Origin of the sequence: Oxynema aestuarii AP17 (assembly GCF_012295525.1) — a bacterium.
GTDB classification, from domain to species: Bacteria; Cyanobacteriota; Cyanobacteriia; order Cyanobacteriales; family Laspinemataceae; genus Oxynema; species Oxynema aestuarii.
In genome coordinates this window covers 2,486,690-2,513,367 of record NZ_CP051167.1, presented here as the reverse complement: position 1 = coordinate 2,513,367, position 26,678 = coordinate 2,486,690, and the positions used below count along the sequence as shown (strand labels likewise).

The following is a 26,678-nucleotide window of genomic DNA, read 5'->3' as shown; positions in this document are numbered from 1 at the left end:
GGGGGTTCGGGGGGCGATCGCTCCCGCGCTCTACCTCAAAGGTGAGCCTCGGGATACATGGATCCCCCACCCTTGTCGATTCCTCACCCGGCAGGAAGGGCAAAGCCCTACCATCGGGATGAGACCAGCAACCCGTAGCCATAGCTTGCGGTCAACTAGAGAATAGAGGAACATCGGGGACTCTGGGGAAAGGAAACCGCCTGCCAACTCGGTCTGTCGGGGTTCGATGACCAAAAATAATGGGATACCAGCCCCGTCCTTCTGGTAAGGCTTTTGGATAGAATTAAGACGATCCGCCTACAGCCTCTCGCGGTCAACCGGAGGAACCTGGCTCGCAATGGGCGGCACACTTGAAACAGCTTTTGCAGCCGTGGGGCACACGGTCAAGAAGCTCGCCGAGGGGAAAGTCGTTGGACTCCCGATGAAGCGAGAATCCCCGTCCCTTGAGGTCGGGGACTGTCAAGGTACCGGGAGCGATACTCCTCGCTCGCGCCTACCGATTTTCAAATCAGGAGAGGACTCTTAACTATGTCTATTTTGAAAAAGCCGGATCTGAGCGATCCGATGCTGCGCGCCAAGTTAGCTAAGGGGATGGGCCATAATTACTATGGCGAACCTGCTTGGCCTAACGACCTGCTTTATGTTTTCCCGGTCGTGATTTTGGGAACGATCGCCCTGTGCGTCGGCTTGGCCGTTCTCGACCCCGCAATGGTGGGAGAACCTGCCGACCCCTTCGCTACTCCGTTGGAAATTCTCCCGGAATGGTATTTGTGGCCCGTCTTCCAAATCCTGCGGATCGTCCCTAACAAGTTGTTGGGGATTGCCATGATGGCTGGGATTCCCCTGGGTTTGATTTTCGTTCCTTTTATTGAAAGCGTGAACAAGTTTCAAAATCCCTTCCGTCGTCCGGTGGCGACCGCCGTGTTCCTGTTCGGAACCGCAGTCACCCTCTGGTTGGGAATTGGCGCGACTTTCCCGATCGCCGAATCGCTGACCCTCGGTTTGTTCTAAATACAAAACTGGGCTTTACTGGCGACGCCTGTGAGGTTTTCCAAACGGATTGACATTCGCTTGGGGATCCTCTGCAGGCGTCGCTTTTGGGGAGAGGTGTGGAAATTTTAGAGTGTAGATTTTAGATTGTAGATTTTGGGTTTTAGATTCTAGAAGACAAACATGAGGATTTTTAAAACTTGAATGCTGGGTTTACAAAAAGTTTACTGATTTTTGAGGATCGATCTCATATTATTTAACTATTGGGTAGCGATGGGGGCGATCGCTCCCGAATCCACCCCCGACTCGACCGGGGGTTCGCGCAGGGTCTGCAAAGCAGAATTGTCCCGTTAAACGAGAAACCCAAATCCTTAAAGTGGCGCTACAATCGAAGGCGATCGCCTATTTTATCCCTCTTAAAAAATTAAGATATTTCTCAAAAGTCCTCTATTAAAACCTCTAAAATTTTCTAAATCTACCGGATCTTGTTATCATTTAAATAATAAAAAAATCTAAAATCTAAAATCTAAAATCTAAAATGGTTAACACCTCATCACCCCATCGGTAAACGAACTGGGCAATGTTGAAGCAAGAGTATCTGACAGTTGAGAGCGATCTAACTGTCTTAACGAAGGTGCAGCAGTGGTTCGATCGATTCTGCTTTCAACATAATTTTCAACGGTATTGGTCCGAAAACCAACTTTATTCCCTGAAATTAGCCCTCACCGAAGGCTTTACCAATGCCGTCCGCCATGCTCACGAAGAATTGCCCCTCGCCACGCCGATTGAAATTGAGATGACCTTATGGGACGATCGCCTCGAAATGCGGATTTGGGATCGCGGCGAACCGTTCAACCCCGATGCCCTACCCGAACCGCTTCCGGGAACCTTACAAGAAGGCGGTTACGGTTGGTTTTTACTCCGAAGATTGGCCGATCGCGTCATTTACGAACGCTGTTCGGACGGGCGCAATTGTTTGTGTATTGTTAAAGAAAAATAGATTGTATTAAAAACATAGCGACCGACGCCCAACTCGTGAGGCGATCGCCCGGGATTCTACGGTGCAAACCCTCCTATTAACGACGGTAAACGGGTAAAGTAAAGTGAAAAGCACTGCCTTTATTCGGGGAAGAATCCACCCAAATTTGACCGTAATGCGCCACGATCAACCGCTTGCACAAGCTCAGACCGATCCCGTAACCATCTTGATTTTGGTCGCGCTTGAGACGAAAACGATCTTCAAAAATATGGGCTTGATTTTCGCTAGGAATTCCCGGACCGTCATCAAAAATACTCACCTGAACCTTTTGGGTCGTGCGGTGAAGAATAGCAATTTCTATATTGCCCCCTTCCGGGGTATATTTAATCGCATTGTCGAGCAAATTAACTAACACTTGCCGGATGCGTTCGCCATCGGCGTAGACCGGGGGGAGATCGCCGGGAATGTCGGTTTCAATTTGTTGGGATTTGGCGCGAAATAAGTCGTCGAGATCGCCGATGACCCGATGACAAAGAGCGTTGAGATCGAGCTTTTGAGGATGAATACGAAAATCGGTCTTATGCGATCGCTCCGCTTGCAACAAATCCGAAATCATTTGTTCGATCAAGCGAGTTTGATTGCGGGCGTGACCGATCAAGCGAGCCACTAATTTAGGGTTCGTCGCGACATCCGCTTGTTCGGAACAACAATGATTGTCTAATGTTTCCAGGGCGATCGAAGTCGCCGTCAGGGGATTGCGTAAATCGTGAGCCAACATCGTAATCAAACGATCCTTAAATTGCAATTGTTGGCTGAGGTCTTCGTTCTCCTGTTTCAAACGAAAAATTTCGTCCGACAGGCGGATCAGTTCGGCGGAATACCCCCAAGAGTGATGGTTATTCTCGCTCGAATTCTCAGACTCCGATTCGACCGGAGCCCTTTGATTGAGATACTCGGCGACTGCACGTTGCCATCGCGGCCAGCATTTTTCCAATTGTGGCACTAAATTCGTACCCGCTAGAGTTTCTCTCGGTTCCGGATGAATTTTAATTAATGCAGGAGTCGCCACCAATTTAAAATGTTCTGCCAAATAAGGCTGTTCCGCCACGTCGATCACTTGTAAATCGAAAGGAGGATCCATCTCGACAGCTTTGAGATAACTGCGAATGCGCCGGATATGCTCGCGGGAACTCGGACGGCGATCGACGAACAACAGCAGTTGTAAAGGGGATTCGAGAGTATTGGCGGGATGTTCAATAGATACGCTCATGCAATCTCGGGGCTAGATCGATAAAGATCGCAGCGTCTGGGCGAGGAAGGCGATCCGGGATGGTAGGAGTCGGTCTTTGGTTTTTCTTTATATTTATAAGTTAACCTTTCTAGAGTCTGTCGATCGTGCCTTTTTCGAGATCGATCGTTAACGGTCGTCTCCCCCAAAACAAGGGAGCTTGTCCCAAGTGGAAGGGGAAAGGCGAACAAGCCACGATTGCAAGGACCTTTGCGTTTTGAGTCCAGTTGAATGACCCAAAAATCACTACAGATTGCATTGAGCGCGAATCACTAATGTTGTCCAATTCAGAGAAAAATCCGGGATTGAGATGGGTATGGGGGGCGGCGATCGCCTTTTTTGTATTGACCTTAACCCTGACACTCCATCGCTACTACACTTTTTACGCTTCCTTCGATCAGGGGATTTTCAATCAAGTATTTTGGAACGGACTCCACGGCAACTTTTTTCAAAGTTCCCTGTCTTCCACCCTTTCGACCAACGTGGTTCACGATGGAGAATTCCCAGAAGTTTCATACCATCGCTTGGGGCAACATTTTACCCCAGCTTTGTTACTCTGGCTGCCGATTTATGCCTTATTTCCGACGGCAGCGACGCTGACGGTCTTGCAAGTGGTTCTGGTCACCGCAGGGGGGTTAGTGCTGTACCTGCTGGCGCGAGAATACCTCGATCGCCCGGTTGCGGCGATGATTACAGCCAGCTACTACGCCGCCAATGCGATTATCGGTCCGACCCTGTCTAACTTTGCCGATAACTGCCAAATTCCCTTATTCGTATTTACCTTGCTCTTGGCAATGGAAAAACGCTGGTGGGTTTTATTTTGGGCGATGGCGGCGTGCATTCTCGCCGTGCGCGAAGATGGGGGAGTCACCTTGTTCGGCGTCGGCGTTTACATGGCACTGAGCCAGCGCTTCCCCCGTGCGGGGATCGCCACGTGCATTCTCAGTTTTGGCTATATTTTGGGGCTGACCAACTTAATCATGCCCTTATTTTCCGAAGACGTATCCCGTCGTTTCACGATCGAACGCTTCGGTCAATATGTGGAAAGCGACGAAGCGACGACCTTAGAACTGCTATGGGCCTTCATCAGTAAACCGTGGTTGGTGTTGGTGGAATTGGTGACGCCGATTACGGGAAAAATTCGCTATTTTCTGGGGCAGTGGTTGCCGTTTGCCTTCATTCCGGCGATCGCCCCCGCTTCATGGGCGATCGCGGGCTTTCCCTTACTGCAAATCTTCCTGCAACGGGGTAAATCCGCCCTCGCCATTAACATCCGCTACGCGATGGCCGTCGTTCCCGGCTTGTGCTACGGGACGATCCTCTGGTGGGCCCCCCGCCAACACCTGCTCGATGCCCCCGTTCGCGAACTGATCGCGCGCGGTTTAGCGAAAGGCATCGATCGCGGCGAAGATTCGCAAAAACAACGCCCCTTCTGGATCCGGTGGATTTTTCCCGTCGTCTCGCCCCTTTGTCAACGGGGGTTGACGTGGTGGCAAAAACGCCCTCACCTACTCGAACTGTCCGTTCGACGCTTTTGGATCGGTTGTTTGTGTCTGTCGATCTTGTTTTCGATGACCTCCAACCCCAATCGCACCCTCTATTTTTTAATTCCCGACTCGATCGATCCGTGGGTACACGTCTCCTTACCCCGTCAGTGGCAACATAGCGCTGCGATCCGTGAATTTCTGCAAAAAATCCCCCCCGATGCGAGCGTGTCCGCCACGACGTACATCGTGCCGCACCTGTCCTCGCGCCGCGAAATCGTGCGTTTTCCGGCGTTAGAGCTGCGAAACGATGCGGGGGTGGTGATTCAAACCGATTACGCGATCGCCGACCTGTGGCAAGTCGAGCAATATTTACCCGCTTTTGACAATGACTTGCATCGTTTCAAAGCCATGATTCCCGTCGTCGATCGCATCGTCGCCGACGGTATTTATGGCCTGGTCGGCTTTAAAGATGGGGTAATTTTCCTCGAACGCGGGGCCGAGTCCGATTCCGAAGCGATCGCACGATGGCAAATTTATCGCCAACGGGTGGAACCGATTTTGGATCGGAAAGATTGAGCGGTCGCGAACCCTGCGGGGCGGGCATCGAACCCGCCTAAATCGCCAAAAAGCGATAGTCCCCACTCTAGCGCCTTCGTGAATATCCTGTTGAGTGTTAGCACTGTCGCCAAACTTTCTAAAATTAGAGATGAATCACTCATGGACTTTGCAAAGGACTGTACGATCGCCCGATGAAAATCCTCGTTCTCAGTTGGGAATTTCCGCCGCGTATTATCGGGGGAATTGCCCGTCACGTTGCCGAACTCTATCCCGAATTAGTCAAACTCGGTCATTCGATCCACTTGATTACCGTCGCCTTTGGAAACGCCCCGGCTTACGAGGTAGTTGAAGGCATCCACATTCATCGGCTTCCCGTCGCCGACGGTCACGATTTCTTCCATTGGGTCGTCAATATGAACGAAGCGAAAGGGCGTCACGGCGGTCAGTTGATGCTCGAACTCGGCCCGTTCGACTTGATTCACGCCCACGATTGGCTGGTGGGGGATGCGGCGATCGCCCTCAAGCACTTGTTTAAAATTCCTCTGATTGCCACGATTCACGCCACGGAATACGGACGTTACAACGGCTTGTACACCAGCGAACACCGCTATATCTCGTCTAAAGAAGGTGAGTTAGGCTTTAATTCCTGGCGGACGATCGTGTGCAGTCACTACATGCGCGATGAAGTCCAGCGCGTTTTGGGGATTCCCGCCGATAAAATCGATGTGATTTATAACGGGATTCGGGCGTCGAAAAAACCCCGCCGCGACGAGTTTGACGCGGTGGCGTTCCGCCGTCGGTTTGCCAGCGATGGCGAACAGTTGGTCTATTACGTCGGGCGGATGAGTTACGAAAAAGGGGTGTCCGTTCTGCTCAATGCGGCGCCGAAAGTCTTGGCGCAGATGAACGGTCAAGTCAAGTTTGTCATTATTGGCGGGGGCAATACGGACCACCTCAAGCGGTTGGCGTGGGATTTGGGAATTTGGGATAAGTGTTACTTTACTGGGTTTCTGTCTGACGAAGATCTCGATCGCTTTCAGGCGATCGCCAATTGTGCGGTGTTTCCGAGTTTGTACGAACCGTTTGGGATCGTCGTGCTCGAAAGCTTTGCGGCCCGGGTTCCGGTGGTGGTCTCGGATACGGGGGGATTGCCGGAGGTGGTCCAACATACGAAAACGGGGATCGTCACGCAAACGAATAACCCGGACTCGTTAGCCTGGGGCATTTTGGAGGTTTTACGAAATCCGGAATACGGGCAGTGGTTGATTGATAATGCCTATGAGGATTTGCCGCGACGTTTCGATTGGGCAACGATCGCCAAGCAAACGGAGGCGGTTTACCAAAGGGCGATCGAGGAGCGATCTCGGGTGGAGTGGTAATCGAGGGGAGTAGGGACTCGGGATCTAGCAATCCTCACCTCTAAAATTTCAACGCCACTTCTCTCAACGATCGCACCGTGGCGATCGTGTGTTCGGCGACGCGATCGATTTCGGCTTCGGTGTTGAAGCGTCCGATCCCGAAGCGGATCGAGGCGTAGGCGAGTTCGGGCGATCGCCCCAAGGCGGCGAGGACGTGGGAGGGTTCGATTTTGGCGGAGGTGCAGGCGGAACCGGAGGAAACGGCGACGACGGGTTGCAGACCGAGTAATAAGGCTTGTCCGTCTACTCCGGCGATGCTGATGTTGAGGTTGCCGGGGAGGCGATCGCTCGGATGTCCGTTCAGGTAAATATCCCCCAGGGTCGAGAGTTGTTCCCAGAGGCGCGATCGCAGATCTCGCAATCGCCGGGTTTCGCCGTCCATGTCCGCGAGGGCAATCTCCACTGCTTTGCCAAAACCGACGATCTGCGGGGCGTACAACGTCCCCGATCGCAATCCCCGTTCGTGTCCGCCGCCGTGAATTTGCGGCGCCAGTTTAACCCGGGGATTGCGCCGCCGCACGTACAGGGCGCCAATTCCTTTAGGGCCGTAAAGTTTGTGGGCCGTCAGGGACATCAAATCGACGTGCATCGCTTCCACGTCTAAGGGAATTTTGCCCAAGGCTTGGGCGGCGTCGGTGTGGAAAATTACCCCACGCTCTCTACAATATTCTCCAATTTTTGTCAAGGGTTGTAAAACGCCAATTTCGTTATTGGCGGCCATCACGGAGACGAGGATCGTATCGGGGCGGAAAGCGTCTTGCAGTCGGTCGAGATCGAGTATGCCGTCGTCGCGAACGGGGAGATAGGTGACACAGAAGCCGAGGGATTCGAGATAGCGACAGGGGTCGAGGACGGCGTTATGTTCGGTTTGGACGGAAATGAGGTGCTGTCCTTTTTGAAAGTAGGCTTCGGCGACGCCTTTGAGGGCGAGATTATTGGCTTCGGTGGCGCCACTGGTAAAGACGATTTCTTCCGGGGTGGCGCCGATCGCCCGAGCGAGGGTTTCGCGAGCTTGTTTGACGGCAGCTTCGGCTTCCCAGCCGTATTGGTGGGTGATACTGGCGGGATTGCCGAAGTATTGGCTAAAGTAAGGAAGCATCGCCTGAAGCACGCGCTCGTCTGTTGGCGTGGTGGCGTGGGAGTCGAGATAAATCGGGCGAGCGGACATAAAGATAGAAGCGAGCTGGTTACAGAAATTTTCTACAGCAATAGGCGAAAGCACGGCGATCGCCCGGTAGAGACGAGACAGGATGGGGCGATCGCCCGTCGCTGCTGCGATCCCTTCGATTGTACAATGGCTGACCGATGCTTGCGGAACCTAGGGTCTTGTTGCTGTAGCTAGCCCTAACCGAACCCTAATGCAATCCCTGACTCAGGAGGAACGTTGAATTATGACCCGTCAGCCCCTGGAGTTTTCGGCCCATTCTCGAACTTATCTAGACTTGTTAGAGTCCCTCTCCGAAGCGGAGGGAGCCTATCCGTGGAATCCGGCGGATCCGGACTCGGAATCGTATTGGCAGCAATGCGAAGATCGCTGCGATTTAGAGCCGATAGCGGCGGAAGTCGCAAGCGATGGCGCTCGCGTGTGGATGGAAAATTTAGAGCGGATTTGGTCGCCGACCCCAGCCGTTAACGAAACGTTAGAAAAACTACAAGCGCTGTTGCGGCAAAAATTCGGGCAGTCCGTACCGACAGTTTGGCTCGATGCGATCGCCTCGGTTGCAGGCGGACAAGATCTCGACGCTCGCCCTTTAGCTGATAGCTTAATCGCTTGCGTAGCCAGGGTGATGCCGCAATGGGCCCCGGAAGATTTGCAAGTTTTAGCCAGACCGTTTGCCTTTGCCATGCGTTCGGAACCCGAACCGAACGAGGGGATTGATTCTCGGGAGTGGTCCGAGTTGTCGGAGATCGAAAAAGCCCGAGCCAGTATGGCGATCGCCGTTTATGCGATCGAGCAGTTACGTCAAGAATCCTTATAGCTCACCTGCTCTTAGAGAGGCTTTTCGTGGGGAAGAGTTCCCGCCAGGGTGTCGTCTAGGGCGATCGCAACGGCTGTATTCTCCCCCCAAGACCGGATAGACTGGTAAGCAATCCCCATTACGGCTATCCGCTTGACGTCTGAATGTCTTGGTCTGAGATCCCCTGTTTGTCGATTGCGATCGCACCGTTAAAAACCCCCGGAACCGCCGATCGGTTTGCGATCTGGGTGTTCAAGGCTCCCTCTCCCAGTGGTTACGTCCACCACGATCGTTCGTGGCCCGAAACGTTGAGCCAGACCTGGTACGGTTGGCAGCAAATGTTTTCCGTACAACCCGCGCCCTTACCCGGCGGCGTCAAAATTAACCCGCATTTGAACTCCCTCGATCGCCTCCTCCCCGGTTCCGACAGTTCCCCTGCCAGCTACAGCGCCCGGTTAATGCAGCATTTGGGACTGAATCTGTGGCAGTGGTTATTTTCCAGCTCGATCGATCGCAGTTTCGCCCAAAGTCTCGGGATCGCTCTCGGTCAAGACCGTCCCTTGCGAATTCAACTCGACATTCGCGATCCGGACCTAATGGTTCTCCCGTGGGAAATCATGCAACCACGTGCGGGAAAACCTGCCATTTCCCTCGATCGCCAATTGCGCTTTAGCCGTACCACCAGCGATGTCGATCCCCTCGCCAAACATCCCAACCGTCAAAGTTTAAAAGTCCTACTCGTTTTGGGGGCTCAAACGCAATCGCAGCAAGGTAGCGGCGGCAATTCCACCCTGGATTTGGACACGGAAGCGGCGACGTTGAGTGAAGTGTTGCAAAATCGCAGCGCGCGATCGGGCGATCGCGAGCCCTTGCTTCCCGTTCCCTGTCACGTCACTCCCCTCATTCAACCGAGTGTTGGCGAAACTGTCGAACAGCTCGAAACGGGGGAATATAATATCTTTTTCTATGCCGGACACGGCGTTCCCGGTCCGACGGGGGGACAACTGCGCCTCAACGCCGATACGGTACTGACCGGAACTGAATTAGCTCAAATCCTGGTTCGTAGTGGGGTCACTCTCGCTGTTTTCAACGCCTGCTGGGGGGCCTGGCCCGATCGCCACAACCAACAAGCCACCCCGCGTAGCAGTTTAGCTGAAGTGCTGATCCATCACGGCGTCCCGGCAGTTTTGGCGATGCGCGATTCGATCGCCGACGCGGAAGCTCTCAGTTTTATTCGCGCCTTCGCTCAAGCTTTAGCGGAACGCAACCCGATCGATCGGGCCGTGGCGATCGCGCGCCAACAGCTTCTCACACTTTATAAATTCAATCAACCTGCCTGGACTTTACCCGTTCTTTACTTGCATCCCGAATTCGACGGCGAACTGATTGCCGGGATCGATTCTTTGATTACTGAATTGCCGGAAAATACCCCTTCGGCGATGGGATTGCCTTTAGCAACCGCGTTACTGCGATCGCCGGATAAAACGGGCAAAGTCTGGCCGATTCGCAATGGAATGCTCAGCGTCGGACGGCGATCGGAAAATGATTTAGTGATTCCAGAACGCTGGGTTTCCCAACGTCATGCCGAAATTTTCTACCGCAACAGTTCCGCCACTGACGGACGTCCCTGTTATTTTTTGCGCGATTTTTCCCGTTACGGCACCTTAGTTCACAATGCCCGAGGTTGGCAGAAAATTCACCATCAAGAACTCCGTTTAGAGTCGGGCGATCGGCTCAAATTTGGCAGTTCTCAAGGCGAAACCTTGGAGTTTGTCGTCGAAGCCTTAAGTCTAGAAAAATAGTTTTTATCTGGTTTTTCAAGAGCGATCGAGACGATCGCTCTCCCAGCAGGCTAAAATTTCTTACCCATCTCGACGACGAACAGCTTATACCATTTTTCAGATCGCCGAACTCATCAAAACCCCGTCAGTAGTAAGGGCAATCCCCTCGCGATCGCCCCTTTCTTTTTCCTTCCCCTTCCCACGCAACATCACTTTTAAAAAATCAATCGGGTAACTTAACCCATTTCATTAACATTAAAGTTATTAAAAATCCAACAATAACCCCCGAAAGGTGACCGATAAAACTAATATTAGGCACAGATAAATCGAACGCCATTTGCAAGCCAACCATTAATAAAACAAGCTGGAACCGTTGACGAGCAATGCGCGCTTTTTCTCGATGCCAACCCCAGAGTAAAATGGCTCCCGTTGCCCCGACTAAGCCCATCACCGAACCCGAAGCACCTACAGTGATTTTAGCAGAAAATTCTATAAATCTGGATAAAATAGTAATCACCGCCATCGAAGCGATACCACTGCTCAAATAAACCCCAAAATAGCGTATCGTTCCCAGAGTTTTTTCGACAAACCCGCCAATAATATAAAGTCCGATCGCATTCATCATCAGATGAACGGGGCCAAAATGGAGGAAATTTGCTGCAATCAAACGCCACCACTGACCCTCCCAGACCGCCTCGGGAATTAAAGCGCCAAGCTGAATTAAAACTGGAATATTTTGGCTGCCTCCCAGCAGAACCTGCAGGGAAAAAACTGCTAAGTTTAAACCTATTAAAATATAGCTACAGTAAGCCCTATTGTTGGCAACGGTTAAAGCGCTTCCATACCGTTTTTCTTGTTCGACGGCGGTAATAATTCCATCGCAGATCTCGCGATCGCCATCGCTCAACTGTACGGAAGTTGCTTGAAAATCTCGGGATAAACGGCGGGCGATCGCCTGTTGCAAATTCGTATTGCTCTGGTGAGGAATAGCATCAAAAATTTGGCGCGCTTCTTGTTCTTTTCCCTCGATTAACTTAGCCGTTCCCATCCAAAATTGGCGGATATTTTTGGGATATCTTCGTAAGGGGCGATCGAATAAACTCCCGAGACTGTCCGACTTGCCGCAAAATGCCAAAGCATACATTCTGGCTAATGCTAAAGGGATTAAACTTTGACGTTTTTCAAATTCCGGTGTTAATCGTTCTACCGCTTGCAGTAGAGCGTGAATGTTGCCCGTTTCGCCTAAAGCGCGCAAGTAATAAATCACTAAATTATTGACTCCGAACAGTTGGCGATCGGAAATATTTTCTCTAATCCAAATTAACAGATCTTCCCAGGAGTCTGACGTGACATAAAATAGGGCTGTTACAGTCCTACCAATGGCAGTTTCTGAAGTTTGATAGGATTTAAAAATATTGCCCGCTTCCTCAATATTTCCCCTTTGTGCTAAGGTTAATGCTTTTAATAAATGGGGAAGTTCTACTAATCCATCTGCCGGATGTAACCAGCGCACGATCGCCGCTAACTGGCGGGCGCGATCGTAAGATCCGCGAAACATGAGAAACTGAATCCAGTAAAGCCCAAAAACTGGAAGAAATAAAAATAAAAACCATAAAATTGTGCTAACAATAATCGCCAAATTTGGCGAAATAAAAAACAAAATAAAGGTTAATGTTAAGATGCTAAAGATAACAGTTAACCAACTTTGAATTTGTTTATAAAAGTTTAAGAGTAAGATGGCGAAGGCGATCGCTACGCACCAATTGCAGACAAGCAAGACCATCCAAGGATGAAAAGTCATGGGTTCGGGAATCGGGGTTAAGGAATTTTAGAGTTTAGAGGATCTTAAAACCTCGATGGAAATGCAGGGAGGGTAGGAACCGTGTAGTGCTGTTTCCCTACCCTCCCTCGCGATCGCGATTGTTGAAAAATGGCATAACCTGTCCTTTCCCCGTCCGTACCGCATCGATTCCCTGGGGTGTACCTTGGCCAGTAGAGTAATAGGATACTCCGGCGTGCAAGCACTGAATATAAAATAGAGGAAAAAGAAATGGACGGGGACTCGGAGAACTTGCGGGAACCGCTTTTAAGAACCGTTGCCCTCACTTCCGAGCAGATCGGCGATCGCCTGACGTTCGATCGGCGGTTGCGACGGGGGAGTTTGACGGGTATCGGTAATCAACCAGTCGAGGGCCGCCGCTTGAACGTCGATCGCCGCCCCCGTTTTATCCACACAGTAGCGACCGAACACTAATTTATCCACCAGGCGCACCCCCGGACCGAGACGGGAATATTCAAAAATGACGCTGTTTTCGACCATCGCCCCACTCGAAATCCAGCAATTCGGTCCGATCGCCGTCGGACCGACAATTTTAGCACCATCTTCAATGCGGGTCATCCCGCCGATGTACACCGGGCCGCTAATGTCCACCTTGTCCCAATTAACTGCTACATTTAACCCGGTATAAACTCCCGGCGCAACTTCTTTTCCGGGAATGGCCACATTTTTAATCTCTCCGAGGAGAACGCCGCGAATGGCCCGCCAGTAGTCGGGAACTTTCCCGATATCGACCCACTGGAAGTCCATCGAAATCCCGTAAAAAGGGGCGCCCATTTCTACGAGTTTGGGAAATAAATCGCCACCGATATCGAATTGCTGCCCGGAAGGGATGTAATCGAGTACTTCCGGCTCAAAAATGTAAATCCCGGTGTTGATATCGGTACTGAGGGCTTCGTCAACGGCGGGTTTTTCTTGGAACGTCTTAATTGCGCCGTCCTCGTCGGTGACCACGACCCCATAACTCGACACTTCCTCTCGGGGAACGGATTTCATGACGATCGTGGCGATCGCCCCCTTTTCCTTGTGCCATTTGACCGCTTCCGTTAAGTTGAGATCGATCAAAGCATCGCCGCACAATACCACGAAGGTATCGTCAAAATAGGGATAAAAATCTTGAATGCGTCTCATCCCGCCTGCCGATCCGAGGGCTTCGCCGACAAGCTGACCGTCAACAATGCGTCCCTCGAAAGAATAGGCGATCTCGACCCCGAAACGCTGACCGTCGCGGAAATAGTCTTCAATTTCCTTAGCCAAGTGGCTGACGTTGACCATGATTTGTTCAAACCCATGCTGGCGCAGGAGTTCGACGAGAAATTCCATCACTGGTTTTTGCAGGATGGGAATCATGGGTTTGGGGATGGTGAACGTAATGGGACGGACACGAGTGCCTTTCCCGGCTGCCAGAATCATGGCTTTCATAGATCTTTAGTTCTCTTAACCGTAGGGCGATTAACTTTATCTAATTTAAGTTCAACTTCGCTTTGGCCGCAAATCAGGGGATTTGGGCAGGGAATCGGGGGCTGGAGACAGGTTGTGCTTGGGCTTAAAGACGGTAACGAGTCATTTTAGTGAGGTTGGGGGAGAGCTTAGATCGCTTCGAGTGCGATCGCGCCATCGAGACTTTTAATTTTTAAATCGCGGTAAAACTCTTCTTGCTCCAATTCCACCTTAGATTGAGCCGAAAGCAGTAATAAAGCCCAGAAGATCCCGACGCGATCGTGTTTGTTGTCGGTCGGTTCCGATTGAATTTTAGGCGTGTCCGCCGTTTTCACGCGCCACAGTTGCCAGCGTTCGAGCAATTCGTCGAGTTCTAACCAGTCGCATTCGGTACTCAGTTGGGGCCAGTGGCTTTCTAAAAATTGTTCGAGGGCGGCAGCAATATCGGTTAAGTTTTCTTGATGGGCGAGTTCGCTAATGGCGCGGACCGCTTTCGCCGTCGATTTAGAATTGGCGTGGCGCTTGGTGCGGCGGCGGGGGCGATCGTCCATCGCCTGGGACATTAATTGTAATTGTTCGATTAACTCGGGTAAAGTGACCCGCCGTTTTTGGGGGGTGGGGGCGACGGCGCGTCGTTTGAGTTGCCGTTCGAGTTTGTGAGGGAGTCGGGTACTTTCGGGATCTAAAAGTTCTTCGAGTTCTTCGACTTCTTCTTCGCCGACGCCTTCTTCGTCGAGGAGAGATTCGGAACGGGCTAAATTATCGGCTTTGAGCAAAACTAACATTGAGGCGTAGAGAAAGGCTTGTCCCGATTGGGATAAGGTGACTTCTCGTTCGGCGCGATCGCTGTCGTCCGCCGGGACCAGTTCGCTGAGGTAGCGGTCGATCACTTCGATCACCTGGACGTCCCACGGGTCGATTTCTCCCCGTTTGGCGAGGTCGATTAACAGGGCGATCGCATCTTGGGCTAGGGAACTGCTCATGATCTCCGGGTTGAACTAGAACTCATTGTTTCATTCTAGATTTTTCTGGCGGGAGCCGTGGCGATCGCTCCTGTTCCTTCACGCGGGACGATCGATGTTTTTCACTGCGATCGCTTCTTGTTTGGCGTTGTCGGATGCTGCTTCTTCTTCGGCGGGGAGTAATTGCGGGGTATTCTCCGATGCCAATGTTTCCGTGTTTTGTGCGTTGTTTTGATTTTGTTGAAATGCTTGCAGGTCTTGTTCTAACTGCTCGATCCGTTCGTCTCGCTGCCGGATGGCGCGTAAATCCTGCCGAGCTTCTAAATATCTCTGTAGTTTGGATAACAGGGCAAATAGCCAGACTAAGACCGCACCGATTCCCATTGCGAAAATCAGTTCGACGGCTAGGGGCGCTTCCACCTCCACTCCTCGCACGATCGCGATCGCCGTCGGTTGACTATTTTCTAAAGAAAACAAAACTAAGGCCAAACATAATAAGAAAATCAAGCTGAAATTGAAGGCTTTCATCGGACAAAGCTCGGTTTAGGGTCGATTGAGACCATTTTAATTTTAGAGTTTAGAGTTTGGAGTTTAGATTTTGGATGGATTGAGGGAAGAAGTGGGGAATTGTAACAAGTCACCTTCCTCCCTCTTACTTCTTCCCTCTTCCCTCTTGCCTACTTCCTAGTTCCTAATTCAACTCCCGCACTCTTTCAACCCCTAACATTTGACCGAGATCGAGCAACGATCGCAATAAATCGCGCGATTGTGCGGCGGCGGTGGTCGGATCGAGGCGATCGAAGTAGGGGGCGAGTCCTTCCTCGTGCATCCAGCTAAAAAATAACTCTTGGGCGCGGGCTAAGGATAAGCCGATATTGAGTTGCCCTCCGATGGCGATCGCCCGTTGTAAATTGAGCAGTTCGGCCTCGATTTTTTCCGGTTGGGCGTCGTGGATTAAATAGCGCAAACACCGCTCGATCGCCCGTTCCAGGCCGATTTTAGCTTCCGGTACTTCCAGATGGCAGCGCATGTGTTTGGCTTCGGTGGCGATCGCGTGTAACTCGTTTAAAAGGCTGGCGATTTGACCGTCCGAGGTGAGGCGATCGCCCATCGCCTGTTCCAAATCGCGCACCACGGTCAAACAGCGATTGCTCAAAGCAATTTCCGCCGCCACTTGCAATTCCCTCGGGACCGTAAGTTCGTCGCGGTGGAACGCCATCATCACGCCGTAATTGTCGCGATACACCTGGTTGTAAAGCTGATCGAGGCGCAACAGATTTTCCTGGGTGAGCAGTTTGACGATCCGGTGTCGTTCTTCCGCAAACAAATCGCGCAAACTGAACGATTTCCCATCGAAATACTCATTCATCACCAAGATCGCATGAGCGGCGCTCGCTTCTTGCAGAGTCCCGAACAAGCGTTCTTTCATCTGCACGTAACTGCGCCGTCCGACAAACGGTTGAATGCAGCAGTGAAAATCCCAACTGCCTAGATGTAAAACAGCAAAGACGAGATCGAGATTTTCTTGAGTAATTTGCGATACTAACTGAATTTGACCGACCGCCAAACTCAGCGATCCCAGGCGTTGCAACTCGTAATCCCGGCGGTGGATGCTGTAGCAGTAAACTTGTTCTTGGTTCTTGTAACTGGCGAACAGGCTGCTGATGGCATAGTGAGCCGCCACTTGCTCTAAGCTAATTTGTGCGGTCACCACCAGTTGTTCGTAAACCCCTGCCCCGTCTTTAAAGGTGTCTACATTACTCGGCGCTTTTTCGAGGCGACGCACGAACTCGCGTTCGAGTTGAACCCCCGCCACTTCTGCCGCCAGTTCGATCGCCCGCGCCGCGTAACGGAGGATTTGCACCCCTTCCGGGCGAGAAATTTCTTCAAAAAACCAGCCGCAACTGGTGTACATCAGCAGGGTGTGGCGTTCCATTTCCAGCAGGCGCAGGGCGTCGATCTGCTGGGCCGGATTGAGGTAGTGAGTTTGATGGCGGGCGAGGAAATTTTCGACATTTTCGCTCTCGCGATCGCGAATCACCTCGATATACTCGTCCCGGGCCAGCCAGGGATCGCGCAACAGGCGGCAGCCTTCGCGTTCGTAGATCTCGCTGAGTTCGTCGCGCAGCCAGTCGAGGGCGTCGCGGAGGGGACGGCGCCACTTTTGGTGCCATCCGCCGCCGCCCCCACAACCGCAGTCGTCCTGCCAGCGATCCACCCCGTGGGAGCAACTCCAGGCGGTGACGGGTTTGAGTTCGACTTCCCAGGTGGGCGGATTGAGGCTGAGGTAGTGGGCGAAGTTGGTGACGGTCCAGCCTCGTTCGGGAAATTCGCAGGTGAAGGCGTAAGCCAAGCATTTTTCCGTCCCGGATTTATGATGGCCGAAGGTTTCGCCGTCGGTGGCGACGGAGATCAGTTGGGAGGGACGGCGATCGCCGTGAACGGCCAAACCGAGGCGCCCGCAGAGGTGATGGGAGCTACTGAGCACGTCGTTAAAGCCCATATCCCGGGAGATCGGGCCGTCGTAAAAGAAGATGTCGATATAGGGGCGATCGCGCAGCGTCTGCACAGCAGAATCGCCCGCTTCGGTTTCCCTCGGTAAGTAGCAGCGATAGGGACGAGTGGGATCGATTTGGCCGCCCCCGACTTCGTGCCAGTCCGTTTCCGGTTCGCCTTCGGCGGCGATCGGTCGGCAGCGTTGGGCTTGCGACGGCGCCAGGACGATAAATTGAATTCCTTCGGCGACGAGGGCTTCGAGGGTGGCATAATCTACCGCAGTTTCTGCGAGCCACATCCCCTCGGGATCGCGCCCGAAGCGGGAGCGAAAATCTTGTTTGCCCCATCGGATTTGGGTGTATTTGTCGCGCTCGTTGGCGAGGGGCAGGATGATGTGATTGTAGACTTGGGCGATCGCGTTTCCGTGGCCGTCTAGGCGTTCGGCGCTTTTGCGGTCGGCGTCTAAGATCGCCTGGTAAACTTCGCTGTCGTAACGTTCGAGCCAAGTCATCAGGGTCGGCCCGATGTTGAAGCTGAGATATTCGTAGTTATTGACGATCCCGACGACTTCGCCGCGATCGTTCAAAATCCGGGCGAAGGCGTTGGGTCGGTAACATTCGTGATGGATGCGCTCGTTCCAATCGTGAAAGGGGGCCGCACTCGGCTGGCGTTCGATCGCGTCGAGATAGGGGTTTTCCCGAGGGGGTTGGTAAAAATGACCGTGGATGGTGACATAAATGCCATAGGCCGTTTTCGCTCTTTCGGGGGTCAATTCCTCCGTCGGCGCTTCTGGCACGACCGTTGTGGTGGGTTCGGACATGGGAATGTTTAAAGTAGAGGTCGTTTCAGAAATCGAAGTCATGGCGATCGTTACTCAAACGATAGGAACAGATATCGGAACAATCAAAAGGACTCAAGGTACGAACATGGTCAGCTCGATCTCGCCTGGAAGACGGACGCAGGACAGCACGACGTTGGGTGAGTGAAGCGGTCGCGAGGGTTCTCCGGCGGCGATCGCCATCTGGCTGTCAAAGTCGATTGTCAAAAACTGTAATGGATCGTCGGTCGATTCCGCCCTTCCGTTCGGGGTGCATTCTCTCTGGCATCATCATCGAAATTAGGCTTTTACCGAACTTTTCCTAATCTTTCTACTAACAGCAACATAACAGATTTAATTAAAAAGTATGGACGATCCCTTTATTAAGTTAATAGTTTGATATAAAAATTTAATATAAATTTCCAAATAAATCCGCTATTTTGTAACTTTAAATACAGATTTCTTATCTACTTTTTTAACGTAACGCCCATCGGAGCGGCGATCGCCTCGTACCGCTTCCGTCCCGGATAGGCTCCTGTTTTCCGAGAAGATCCGCTAGTCTGGAGACGTTTAGCAGATTCACGAGACTTTACCCACCCTAATGTCAGTCAAAAATCTGATTTTCATTGGCTTACTGGTCTTTGTTCCCATTTCCATCGCGGGACACTTCCTCGAATGGGGAGCCTTGCCGATCTTCCTCACCGCCTGCTTGGGGATCGTTCCCCTGGCGGCGTGGATGGGAACCGCCACCGAAGAAATTGCCGTCGTCGTCGGACCCAACCTCGGCGGCTTACTCAATGCCACCTTTGGCAACGCTACAGAATTAATTATCGCCCTGGTCGCCCTCAACGCCGGATTGGTCAATGTCGTCAAAGCCAGCATCACCGGATCGATTATCGGTAACCTCCTCTTAGTCATGGGTTTATCGATGCTTTTGGGGGGATTGCGCTTCAAAGAGCAAGAATTTCAATCCGTCGTCGCCCGCATGAATGCATCGGCCATGAATTTAGCCGTGATTGCCATTTTACTGCCGACGGCGGTGGACTTTACCTCCCAAGGGATCGAAGAAAGCACGATGCAGCAACTCTCTGCGGGAGTGGCGATCGTGTTGATCCTCGTTTACGGACTCACCTTGTTATTTTCGATGAAAACCCACGCCTATTTGTGCGAGGTCGGCGAAGCGGAAAACGAGTCTGAAGAAGGCGAAACGGGACACCAACCTAACGTGTTGCTGTGGAGTGGGGTACTGCTCGCCTGCACCCTCTTCGTCGCCGTCGAATCGGAATTATTGGTCAGTTCTCTCGAAGAAGCGACCTCGATGTTAGGTCTGACCGCCTTGTTTACCGGAGTCATCGTCGTTCCCATCGTCGGTAACGCGGCGGAACACGCCACGGCGGTTACGGTGGCGACGAAAAACAAAATGGATCTTTCCCTTTCCGTAGCGATGGGATCGAGTTTGCAAATTGCCCTGTTTGTCGCCCCGGTACTGGTTCTGGCGGGTTGGGTGATGGGTCAACCGATGGATTTAAATTTCAATCCGTTTGAGTTGGTGGCGGTGGCGGTGGCGGTCTTAATTGCAAATTCCGTCAGTTCGGACGGACGTTCGGATTGGCTGGAAGGAACGTTACTGCTGGCGACTTATTTGGTTTTGGGATTGGCGTTTTATTTCCATCCCGTGATTGAGGGGATCGGCTGAAACCCGATCGCCCGATGGGATTGCCAACATTCAAAATAATGTAGAAACTGTCGATGAGGTGGCCATGGCGCCCGCCTCTTTTTTTTGCGATCCTGATTTTAGGTCATTTTTTAGGGGCGATCGCCTGCAACTGGAAGAGTTTAAGGTACACTTGCGATCGAAATTACTCGATTCGACTGCGGGCGATCGCCCATTTGCACCAACCTTCTTTAGTAATCTTTTTTGGTATCCGATCGTGGCTCAAAAAAGTGGACCGCCAGCCATTATTTTTATCGTTATTTTCCTGATTCTCGCTGCCGGAGGCTACTGGTTCTTTACCCGACAGCAAAGCAGCATATCCGGAAACGTTTCTTCCGAGGCTCAAGCCCCGAATGCCCCACCGCCCGCCACACCGCCATCTGCCCCCATTCCCGGCAGTGGCAACGCCCCCACTGGTTTTAGCGCCCCCTCCTCCGTTCCGGCGGGAACCGTGGTGGATATTGACGGTTCGACCAGTATGGTCACCATTAACCAAAATCTCAAACGGGGGTTTGAGGCGAAATTCCCCGGGACTCAGGTATCGACGACGGCCAACGGCTCCGATCGCGGTTTGCAAGCATTAATCGCCGGAAACAGCGATATTGCAGCGATTTCGCGCCCTCTGACGGCAGAGGAAGCAGGCCGGGGTTTGGCGGCGGTGGCGATCGCCTCGGACCGGATCGCGATCGTCGTCGGTCTCAACAATCCCTTCACCGCTAGCTTGACCCCCGACCAAGTCAGAGGGATATTCCAAGGAGAAATTACCGATTGGTCCGCAGTTGGCGGTCCGCCGGGTACGATCCGCGTCATCAACCGTCCGCCTGTAAGTGGCACTCACCAAGCGTTTAAAGAGATCGTTCTCAACGGCGGTAACTTCGGCAGCACCCCGAACATTACCACGATGGAACGAGACGCAACCACCCCTTTATTACGAGAATTAGACCGCAATGGAGTCGGTTATGCAACTTACGCTCAAGTTGCCAACCAGCAAACAGTCCGCAGCGTCCCGATTAATGGCTTGACGCCACAAGCGGAAAACTATCCGTTTCAAAGAATTCTCTATTACGTTTATCAAAACCCGCCCAACGATGTCGTTAAAGCATTTTTAGGCTATGCCACTTCCCCGGAAGGACAGCAAGCGATGTTGGCGAGTGACTAAAAGACTTCGGGAGGGGCGATATCGCCACCTATGGAAACGTGGCGATCGCCGCCCTTCAATCCGGGGGTATGGCTTGACTCCCGAATCGTTTCGGGGTCGGAGGAGGGGGAAGTCAACACCGGATCGGTTTCTACGGGGGATTCGGATTGGGCTTGTTCTTGCATCCACGCCAGCCCACCGATCGCACTGGCCATCAAGGCAGTGTATCCTAAGTATAAATGAAGCGGACGGATCTCGAATCCGACTCCAGACAGTCCGCCCCCTACAGAGGAGACTTTCTGGAGCGGTTGAGGGGCGCGAGCCAAAGAATCCGCCAAACTCTCTCCATCTAAACCCACTTCGTCGGCAATTTTATGAATGAAGCTGCGAATAAAGACTTCTTCGGGTAGAGACGCAAAATCCCCCTGTTCGATCGCTCGAATATGACGACAGGGAACGAGGGTTTTTTGGTGTAATTGCTCGATTGAGAGAAATCGTTGTTCGCGGGCTTGTTTCAGTTGAGTGCCGATTTGTTGCACGGAATTTTCCCAGCGCATTTGGGCTTGAGCTTGGAGTTCGGCAGCCGTAAGTTTTCGGTTACGTTTTTTCGGCGATCGCCCGGTCGGTCCGGAGTTGAATCCCCGCCCGAACTTTTCTCCTAGGGACGGCGATCTTTTCGCTTCTATTCGGTTTGAATTGGGACCCCAGGGATTGCCAGATTCGCTCGCATCGATCGGATGGTACGTTTCTCGGGCGGCAGTTTTATCGTCCTCTCGCTCGAAGGGCGAACTCCCGATCTGCGGATGATTCGAGCTATTGGATTCGTTATCAAATGGGTTGACGGGTGTATTGACAGATGCTGCCGCTCGCGTCTCTTTAAAATAAATCAGCAATTGTTGAAGGGCTAAGCGAATTGCTTCTCTTCCGACCGCTTTGAGCAATTTTTGGGAACCTTCTGCTGCATCTCCAAGTCCTTTTTGTAAGCAAGTCAGTGCCGTTCGATAAGCATCAGAATTAAACAGTTCGCGTTCAATGCGCTCTAGCACAAACATCAGTTGTTGTTGAGCGGGTTCAAATGAGGAAAGCGGCGGAGATTCCAGTACCATATTTAAAGATCGTTCGTTAAGGTAACATCGAAGCCAACTGTATCAAGACGGAATTTAAAGCTCTATTGCCACAGCGATCGAAACCTTCAACAGAGGAGAATTGTAGGGTAAGCGATCGCGCGATCGCGCTACGCCGATATGAGAGCAGTTACTGTAGCCAAGGTAATTCACAATTACGCGATTTGAATTCGCTTGTCCGGATCGAATTGAACGAAAATCAGACTCGAAATAACGCTCTTTTGCGGAGGTTTTGGTAGCTAAAAATTGCTATAATTCAGAGATTTTGGCACGGGGACACGGCGATCGCGACGGACTCCCCCGACGAGGACGGCACCCTCGGCGGCGATCGCCCCCTCAAACAGGAGCCGCCGGAGCGATCTTAATCCCGGAACCAGGATTGAAACATTATTATTTGTTGAGCCGTGATATTCTGGTGTTGCCATGAAGCTCGGCTAGCCCCAGCCAACCCGCTATCTACGTCACGGGCCTTTGGCGAGGATTGGGGGTCAAGCCGGGGGGGTCGCCGTTCTCCAACACCCAAGGTATCGATTTAACTCTCCCAACTATCTATCATGTTCCCATCAGAATCCCCTCAAGAAAACGGACAAGCCCGCGATGATTCCGTCATCCTCCACGACGAGTTCGGTCGTTCCCTTTCTTGCTATGTCGAGCATTCTTTTGAACTCAACGGTCAAGATTATGTTTTACTGATGCCCGTCGAGTCTCCCGTAGAAATTTTTACCTGGCAAGCTGAAGACGAAGACGAAGAACCGATTCCGGTGGATGACGATCGCGTCGATAAGATTTTTGAAACCGCCAAAGCGGTTCTCGCCGAACAAAATTTGACCTTACAACGAACGGCGATCGTGCTGACGGTCGCGGGGGAACTACCCGATTTTTCCGAGGAAGATTGGAATGACGAAGAAGCGGAACCTCCAGCAGATGCGCGGGAAGATTACGAAGAATTGCAATGGCTAGCCAGTTTCTACGATGAAGAGGAAGAATACGCCATTTATACCCCTCTCGATCCCGTATTTATTCTGGCGCGGGTCAACGATGCTGGCGAGCCAGAATTGCTTTCTCAAGAGGAATTAGACGAACTCGAACCCCTACTGCCTTCTCTGGAAGGAATGTTAGAAGATCGTCTATTTGACGAATCCGACTAAGGTGTTGTTTTCAAGTTGTTTTCAGACGATCGCCGCGATCTCCTCCCCCTCAGTTGTATCGCTGCAATGCCTTGAGACCCATCGGGGATCGCCGCTAAAACTGCGTTCGCGAAGGGACGGCTGCGCCGTAGCCCCGATCGGTTTGGCGGACGGGGCGATCCCGCAAAAAGCTTATTAGAATCTGAGATATCTTTAGTTAAGAAGATCCATAGTTAGGAAAGATTCAGGATGAAAGCCGTTCGACGCAAGTCAAGATGGTCCTTTTATTGGGGACTGCTTCCTGTCGTTTCCGTTTTTTTCGCATGGCAAGGTTGGGTGTGGTGGAGTTGGGTCAGCGCTCCGGCGATCGATCCCAAAACCATCGAATCGGAAGCCGAAAGCCCCCCCGCTAAAGTGATCGAAGTCAAAACAGGCTCGACCGGGCAAGAGATTGGCGCTACCCTGGAGGCCGAAGGCTTGATCCGTTCGACTCAAGCATGGAATGTTTGGGCTCGCTGGTTGAGTTTGACAAAGGGTGGCGGTGGATTTCAAGTGGGGAGTTATGAAATTAACCCCACCGAACCGATGACAGAAATTGCGGCAAAAATTTGGTCGGGGGATGTTCTCAAACTCAGTTATACGATTCCGGAAGGCTGGACGATCGAGGACATGGCGGAATATTTCGAGGATCGGGGTTTTTTCAAAGCTGAAACCTTTATCGAAGCGACGAAAAATGTCCCTTACGACCTGTTTCCTTGGTTACCGAAAGATTTACCCCATGTAGAAGGGTTTCTCTACCCGGATACGTATTTATTGAGGAGCGATCGCCTCGATGCGGAATCGGCGATCGGCCAAATGATCGGCCAGTTTGAAGTGGTCGCCTTACCCGTATACGAGCAACAAGCTGGGGACGCGGATCTCTCCTTGCTCGACTGGGTGACTTTGGCGAGTATTGTCGAACGAGAAGCGGTGATTAGTGAAGAGCGAAGGCTCATTTCCGGGGTCTTTCACAACCGCTTGACAGAAGGAATACCCCTCGGCGCCGATCCGACGGTGGAATACGGTTTGGGTCTGACTCAAACTGCCGATCGCCCCTTGACTTACGAAGAAGTTGCCACTCCGTCCCCGTATAATACTTATATCAACGCCGGACTGCCTCCCACCCCGATCGGCTCCCCGGGATTGCCCAGTCTGGAAGCGACTTTATCCCCGGAAGCGACGGATTACTTGTATTTTGTCGCCCGTTACGACGGTACCCACGTTTTCAGCCGCACTCTGGCAGAACACGAAGCGGCGCAAGCTGAAATCTGGAACGAGCGGGATTCTCAATAGAGTTGCGATCGCCGCTTTTGCGGGTTTCCACTGGGGGTGCATCGATTTTCAATCGCGGTTCAAACCAAAGCGATCGCGTCGAGAGCGAAGCGTGGGTATCCCGTCCGACGCGATCGCGCTGAGGATATCCCCCGTCAGTCTTTTGGGGCGATCGATCGCGGAAACTATCGAAGGCTCTAGAAAAGGCGCTAGAAAAAGAGGAGCTGGCCGTGCTAGGATTTGTCGGCATACTTCTCGGTAAAGGGTTAAAAACAGGTTCGCCTTCTCTGGGAATCTAAACGAGCGAAGTCCTACCGGAAGTTGAAAACTGATAACGGGCTTTGGCGGCGGCTTGTCGATGCTGTAGAGCGATCGTAAAATTCTATGTCTTGGGGAAAACTTTTACAACCCGACCTATTGTTAGGCGGTTCCATTATTAATTTGCAACCAGAAGTCCTCGAAACCTATCAGCTTAAGGGCTTGGTTCTCGATGTCGATGAAACCTTAGTGCCTTTTACCGAAAAAGAGGTTTCCGAACCGCTACAGGAGTGGGTTGCACTATTCAAACCTCTGGTTCCCCTGTGGTTGGTCAGTAACAATATTAGTGAAAACCGGATTGGCAGTATTGCTAAATCCTTAGAATTGCCTTATATCACGGGAGCGGCTAAACCGTCGCGCCGCAAACTCAGACAAGCCGTCACGGCGATGAATTTACCCGTACAACAGGTGGCGATGGTCGGCGATCGCCTGTTTACGGATGTTTTGGCGGGTAACCGTTTGGGGATGTTTACGATTTTGGTCGATCCGATGGTCGATCCGGGGGATGTGTTTCACCCCTATCGTCTGCGATCGTTTGAAGTGTGGCTTTCCCAAATTTTGGGGGCGTCTTTGCATTTGGATCGGTGAGAGGTGAAAGACAAAGAGGAAAAGGGAGAAGGGAGAAGGAAAAAGGGACAAGCTTCGTCACTCCCGACTCCCTCAATCTAAACTCTAAACTCTAAAATCTAAACTCTAAACTCTAAACTCTAAACTCTCCCCTATGTCGTCTACGATCGTCGTCAAGATCGGCACCTCTAGCTTGACACAACCGAATACTGGGAACTTGGCCATTTCCACGATCGCCGCCTTGGTCGAAACCCTCAGCGAGCTGCGCCAACAGGGAAATCGAGTGATTTTAGTCTCCTCGGGGGCCGTCGGCGTCGGTTGCGCGCGTCTGGGATTGAGCGAACGACCGCGCGATATTGCTCGCAAGCAGGCGGTGGCGGCGGTGGGCCAAGGACGGTTGATGCGGGTTTACGACGATTTATTTACGACGATGCAACAACCGATCGCCCAAGTCCTGCTCACGCGCACGGATTTGGTGCAGCGCAGTCGCTATGTCAATGCTTATCGGACGTTCCAGGAATTACTCGACCTCAAAGTTATTCCCGTGGTCAACGAGAACGATACCGTCGCCGTCGAAGAATTAAAATTTGGCGATAACGATACCCTTTCGGCGATGGTCGCCAGTTTGGTCGAAGCGGACTGGTTGTTTCTGTTGACCGATGTAGACCGCCTTTATTCCGCAGACCCGCGCAGCAATCCCGACGCGCGACCGATTCCCCTGGTTCAACATCTCGGAGAACTCGCCGCCTTGCAGGTGGAAACGGCGGGAAGTGGGACGAATTGGGGCACTGGAGGGATGGCGACCAAGATCGAGGCGGCGCGGATCGCGACGAGTGCGGGGGTACGCACGGCGATCGCGGCGGGGAAATATCCGGCAAATATTGTCAAAATCTTACAAGGGGAGGCGATCGGCACCCAATTCGCCGCGCAACCGCGCACGCCGAACGCCCGCAAGCGCTGGATCGCTTACGGACTGATTCCGACGGGGAAACTCTATCTCGATCGCGGCGCCCTCAAGGCGATTTGCGAAGGAGGAAAGTCCTTACTCGCCGCCGGGGTAACGGCGATCGAAGGGCAGTTTGAAGCGTCGGAAGCGGTGCAACTGTGCGATCGCTCGGGGGTAGAAATTGCCCGGGGTCTGGTCAACTACAGCAGTCGCGAACTCCAACAGATTCGGGGTCGGCGATCGGATGAAATTCCGGCGATTTTGGGATATCTTGGGGCGGATACCGTGGTTCACCGGGACAACTTAGTTCTGATTCAATGAGCGATCGCGGCGCAGAGTTAGCGATCGCTACCGATCGACGAGCCGTTAGCTCGTAGCATAGAAGAAAGCCCCCGATTTGCCTCGTGCTGGGTTAGCCGAGG

Annotated in this window: 22 protein-coding genes; 13 read left to right on the top strand and 9 right to left on the bottom strand. The window is 52.2% G+C overall.

Annotation, left to right across the window (positions count from 1 at the left end; translation table 11 throughout):
• The first annotated feature begins 528 nt into the window (after window positions 1–528).
• Both petD and HCG48_RS10205 read left to right on the top strand, forming a co-directional pair.
• On the top strand, window positions 529–1,011 hold the full coding sequence (gene petD, locus HCG48_RS10210; protein WP_168569070.1) for a cytochrome b6-f complex subunit IV: 483 nt from the start codon (window positions 529–531) through the stop codon (window positions 1,009–1,011).
• 559 nt (window positions 1,012–1,570) lie between these two features.
• Complete coding sequence (locus HCG48_RS10205) at window positions 1,571–1,990, top strand: ATP-binding protein (RefSeq protein ID WP_168569069.1); 420 nt, start codon at window positions 1,571–1,573, stop codon at window positions 1,988–1,990.
• Window positions 1,991–2,066: 76 nt separating this feature from the next.
• Here the strand turns inward: HCG48_RS10205 and HCG48_RS10200 are convergent, their stop codons facing one another.
• On the bottom strand, window positions 2,067–3,239 hold the full coding sequence (locus HCG48_RS10200) for a histidine kinase (RefSeq protein WP_168569068.1): 1,173 nt from the start codon (window positions 3,237–3,239) through the stop codon (window positions 2,067–2,069).
• Between the two features lie 293 nt (window positions 3,240–3,532).
• Between HCG48_RS10200 and HCG48_RS10195 the strand changes: the two genes are divergently transcribed.
• Both HCG48_RS10195 and HCG48_RS10190 read left to right on the top strand, forming a co-directional pair.
• The gene (locus HCG48_RS10195; RefSeq protein ID WP_168569067.1) at window positions 3,533–5,320 is read left to right on the top strand and encodes a DUF2079 domain-containing protein; all 1,788 of its coding nucleotides are present in this window, start codon (window positions 3,533–3,535) and stop codon (window positions 5,318–5,320) included.
• 173 nt (window positions 5,321–5,493) lie between these two features.
• The gene (locus tag HCG48_RS10190) at window positions 5,494–6,681 is read left to right on the top strand and encodes a glycosyltransferase family 4 protein (protein WP_168569066.1); all 1,188 of its coding nucleotides are present in this window, start codon (window positions 5,494–5,496) and stop codon (window positions 6,679–6,681) included.
• A 40-nt stretch (window positions 6,682–6,721) separates the two neighbouring features.
• Here HCG48_RS10190 and HCG48_RS10185 read toward each other — a convergent pair whose 3' ends face one another.
• Window positions 6,722–7,888 (bottom strand): IscS subfamily cysteine desulfurase, encoded by a 1,167-nt coding sequence (locus tag HCG48_RS10185; RefSeq protein ID WP_168569065.1) that lies wholly within the window; start codon window positions 7,886–7,888, stop codon window positions 6,722–6,724.
• Window positions 7,889–8,111: 223 nt separating this feature from the next.
• Here HCG48_RS10185 and HCG48_RS10180 point away from each other — a divergent pair, with 223 nt between their 5' ends.
• Window positions 8,112–8,699, top strand: a complete 588-nt coding sequence (locus tag HCG48_RS10180; RefSeq protein WP_168569064.1) for a hypothetical protein — start codon at window positions 8,112–8,114, stop codon at window positions 8,697–8,699.
• A gap of 143 nt (window positions 8,700–8,842) precedes the next feature.
• Window positions 8,843–10,480, top strand: coding sequence for a CHAT domain-containing protein (locus HCG48_RS10175; RefSeq protein WP_168569063.1), 1,638 nt, complete (start codon window positions 8,843–8,845; stop codon window positions 10,478–10,480).
• 202 nt (window positions 10,481–10,682) lie between these two features.
• Here the strand turns inward: HCG48_RS10175 and HCG48_RS10170 are convergent, their stop codons facing one another.
• The 6 genes from HCG48_RS10170 to HCG48_RS26465 all read right to left on the bottom strand — a co-directional run bounded on the left by HCG48_RS10170 (window position 10,683) and on the right by HCG48_RS26465 (window position 18,239).
• Window positions 10,683–12,260 (bottom strand): rhomboid family intramembrane serine protease, encoded by a 1,578-nt coding sequence (locus HCG48_RS10170; RefSeq protein WP_168569062.1) that lies wholly within the window; start codon window positions 12,258–12,260, stop codon window positions 10,683–10,685.
• A gap of 285 nt (window positions 12,261–12,545) precedes the next feature.
• Window positions 12,546–13,718, bottom strand: a complete 1,173-nt coding sequence (locus HCG48_RS10165; protein ID WP_168569061.1) for a nucleotidyltransferase family protein — start codon at window positions 13,716–13,718, stop codon at window positions 12,546–12,548.
• A gap of 167 nt (window positions 13,719–13,885) precedes the next feature.
• Window positions 13,886–14,719, bottom strand: coding sequence for a segregation/condensation protein A (locus HCG48_RS10160; RefSeq protein WP_168569060.1), 834 nt, complete (start codon window positions 14,717–14,719; stop codon window positions 13,886–13,888).
• A 78-nt stretch (window positions 14,720–14,797) separates the two neighbouring features.
• Window positions 14,798–15,226: a lipopolysaccharide assembly protein LapA domain-containing protein gene (locus tag HCG48_RS10155; protein ID WP_168569059.1), complete on the bottom strand. Its 429-nt coding sequence runs from the start codon at window positions 15,224–15,226 to the stop codon at window positions 14,798–14,800.
• Between the two features lie 163 nt (window positions 15,227–15,389).
• On the bottom strand, window positions 15,390–18,056 hold the full coding sequence (locus tag HCG48_RS10150) for a DUF3536 domain-containing protein (protein WP_168569058.1): 2,667 nt from the start codon (window positions 18,054–18,056) through the stop codon (window positions 15,390–15,392).
• Between the two features lie 51 nt (window positions 18,057–18,107).
• Window positions 18,108–18,239, bottom strand: a complete 132-nt coding sequence (locus HCG48_RS26465; RefSeq protein ID WP_281362109.1) for a hypothetical protein — start codon at window positions 18,237–18,239, stop codon at window positions 18,108–18,110.
• Between the two features lie 373 nt (window positions 18,240–18,612).
• Here HCG48_RS26465 and cax point away from each other — a divergent pair, with 373 nt between their 5' ends.
• Window positions 18,613–19,707, top strand: a complete 1,095-nt coding sequence (gene cax, locus HCG48_RS10145) for a calcium/proton exchanger (protein WP_168569057.1) — start codon at window positions 18,613–18,615, stop codon at window positions 19,705–19,707.
• On the top strand, window positions 19,691–20,884 hold the full coding sequence (locus HCG48_RS10140; protein ID WP_320415780.1) for a phosphate ABC transporter substrate-binding protein: 1,194 nt from the start codon (window positions 19,691–19,693) through the stop codon (window positions 20,882–20,884). Before cax ends, HCG48_RS10140 begins: the two co-directional genes overlap by 17 nt.
• Here the strand turns inward: HCG48_RS10140 and HCG48_RS10135 are convergent.
• On the bottom strand, window positions 20,881–21,969 hold the full coding sequence (locus tag HCG48_RS10135; RefSeq protein WP_168569056.1) for a helix-turn-helix domain-containing protein: 1,089 nt from the start codon (window positions 21,967–21,969) through the stop codon (window positions 20,881–20,883). The genes HCG48_RS10140 and HCG48_RS10135 overlap by 4 nt on opposite strands.
• 250 nt (window positions 21,970–22,219) lie before the next feature.
• Here HCG48_RS10135 and HCG48_RS10130 point away from each other — a divergent pair, with 250 nt between their 5' ends.
• The 5 genes from HCG48_RS10130 (at window position 22,220) to proB (ending at window position 26,577) form a co-directional block, all read left to right on the top strand.
• A complete protein-coding gene (locus HCG48_RS10130; RefSeq protein ID WP_168569055.1) occupies window positions 22,220–22,414 on the top strand; it encodes a hypothetical protein in 195 nt (64 codons plus the stop codon).
• Between the two features lie 127 nt (window positions 22,415–22,541).
• Entirely contained in the window at window positions 22,542–23,135 is a 594-nt protein-coding gene (locus tag HCG48_RS10125; RefSeq protein WP_168569054.1) for a DUF3727 domain-containing protein, read from the top strand.
• Between the two features lie 228 nt (window positions 23,136–23,363).
• Window positions 23,364–24,446, top strand: a complete 1,083-nt coding sequence (gene mltG / locus HCG48_RS10120; RefSeq protein WP_168569053.1) for an endolytic transglycosylase MltG — start codon at window positions 23,364–23,366, stop codon at window positions 24,444–24,446.
• A 363-nt stretch (window positions 24,447–24,809) separates the two neighbouring features.
• A complete protein-coding gene (locus tag HCG48_RS10115) occupies window positions 24,810–25,331 on the top strand; it encodes a YqeG family HAD IIIA-type phosphatase (RefSeq protein WP_168569052.1) in 522 nt (173 codons plus the stop codon).
• A gap of 133 nt (window positions 25,332–25,464) precedes the next feature.
• Complete coding sequence (gene proB / locus HCG48_RS10110; RefSeq protein ID WP_168569051.1) at window positions 25,465–26,577, top strand: glutamate 5-kinase; 1,113 nt, start codon at window positions 25,465–25,467, stop codon at window positions 26,575–26,577.
• Window positions 26,578–26,678: the final 101 nt, after the last annotated feature.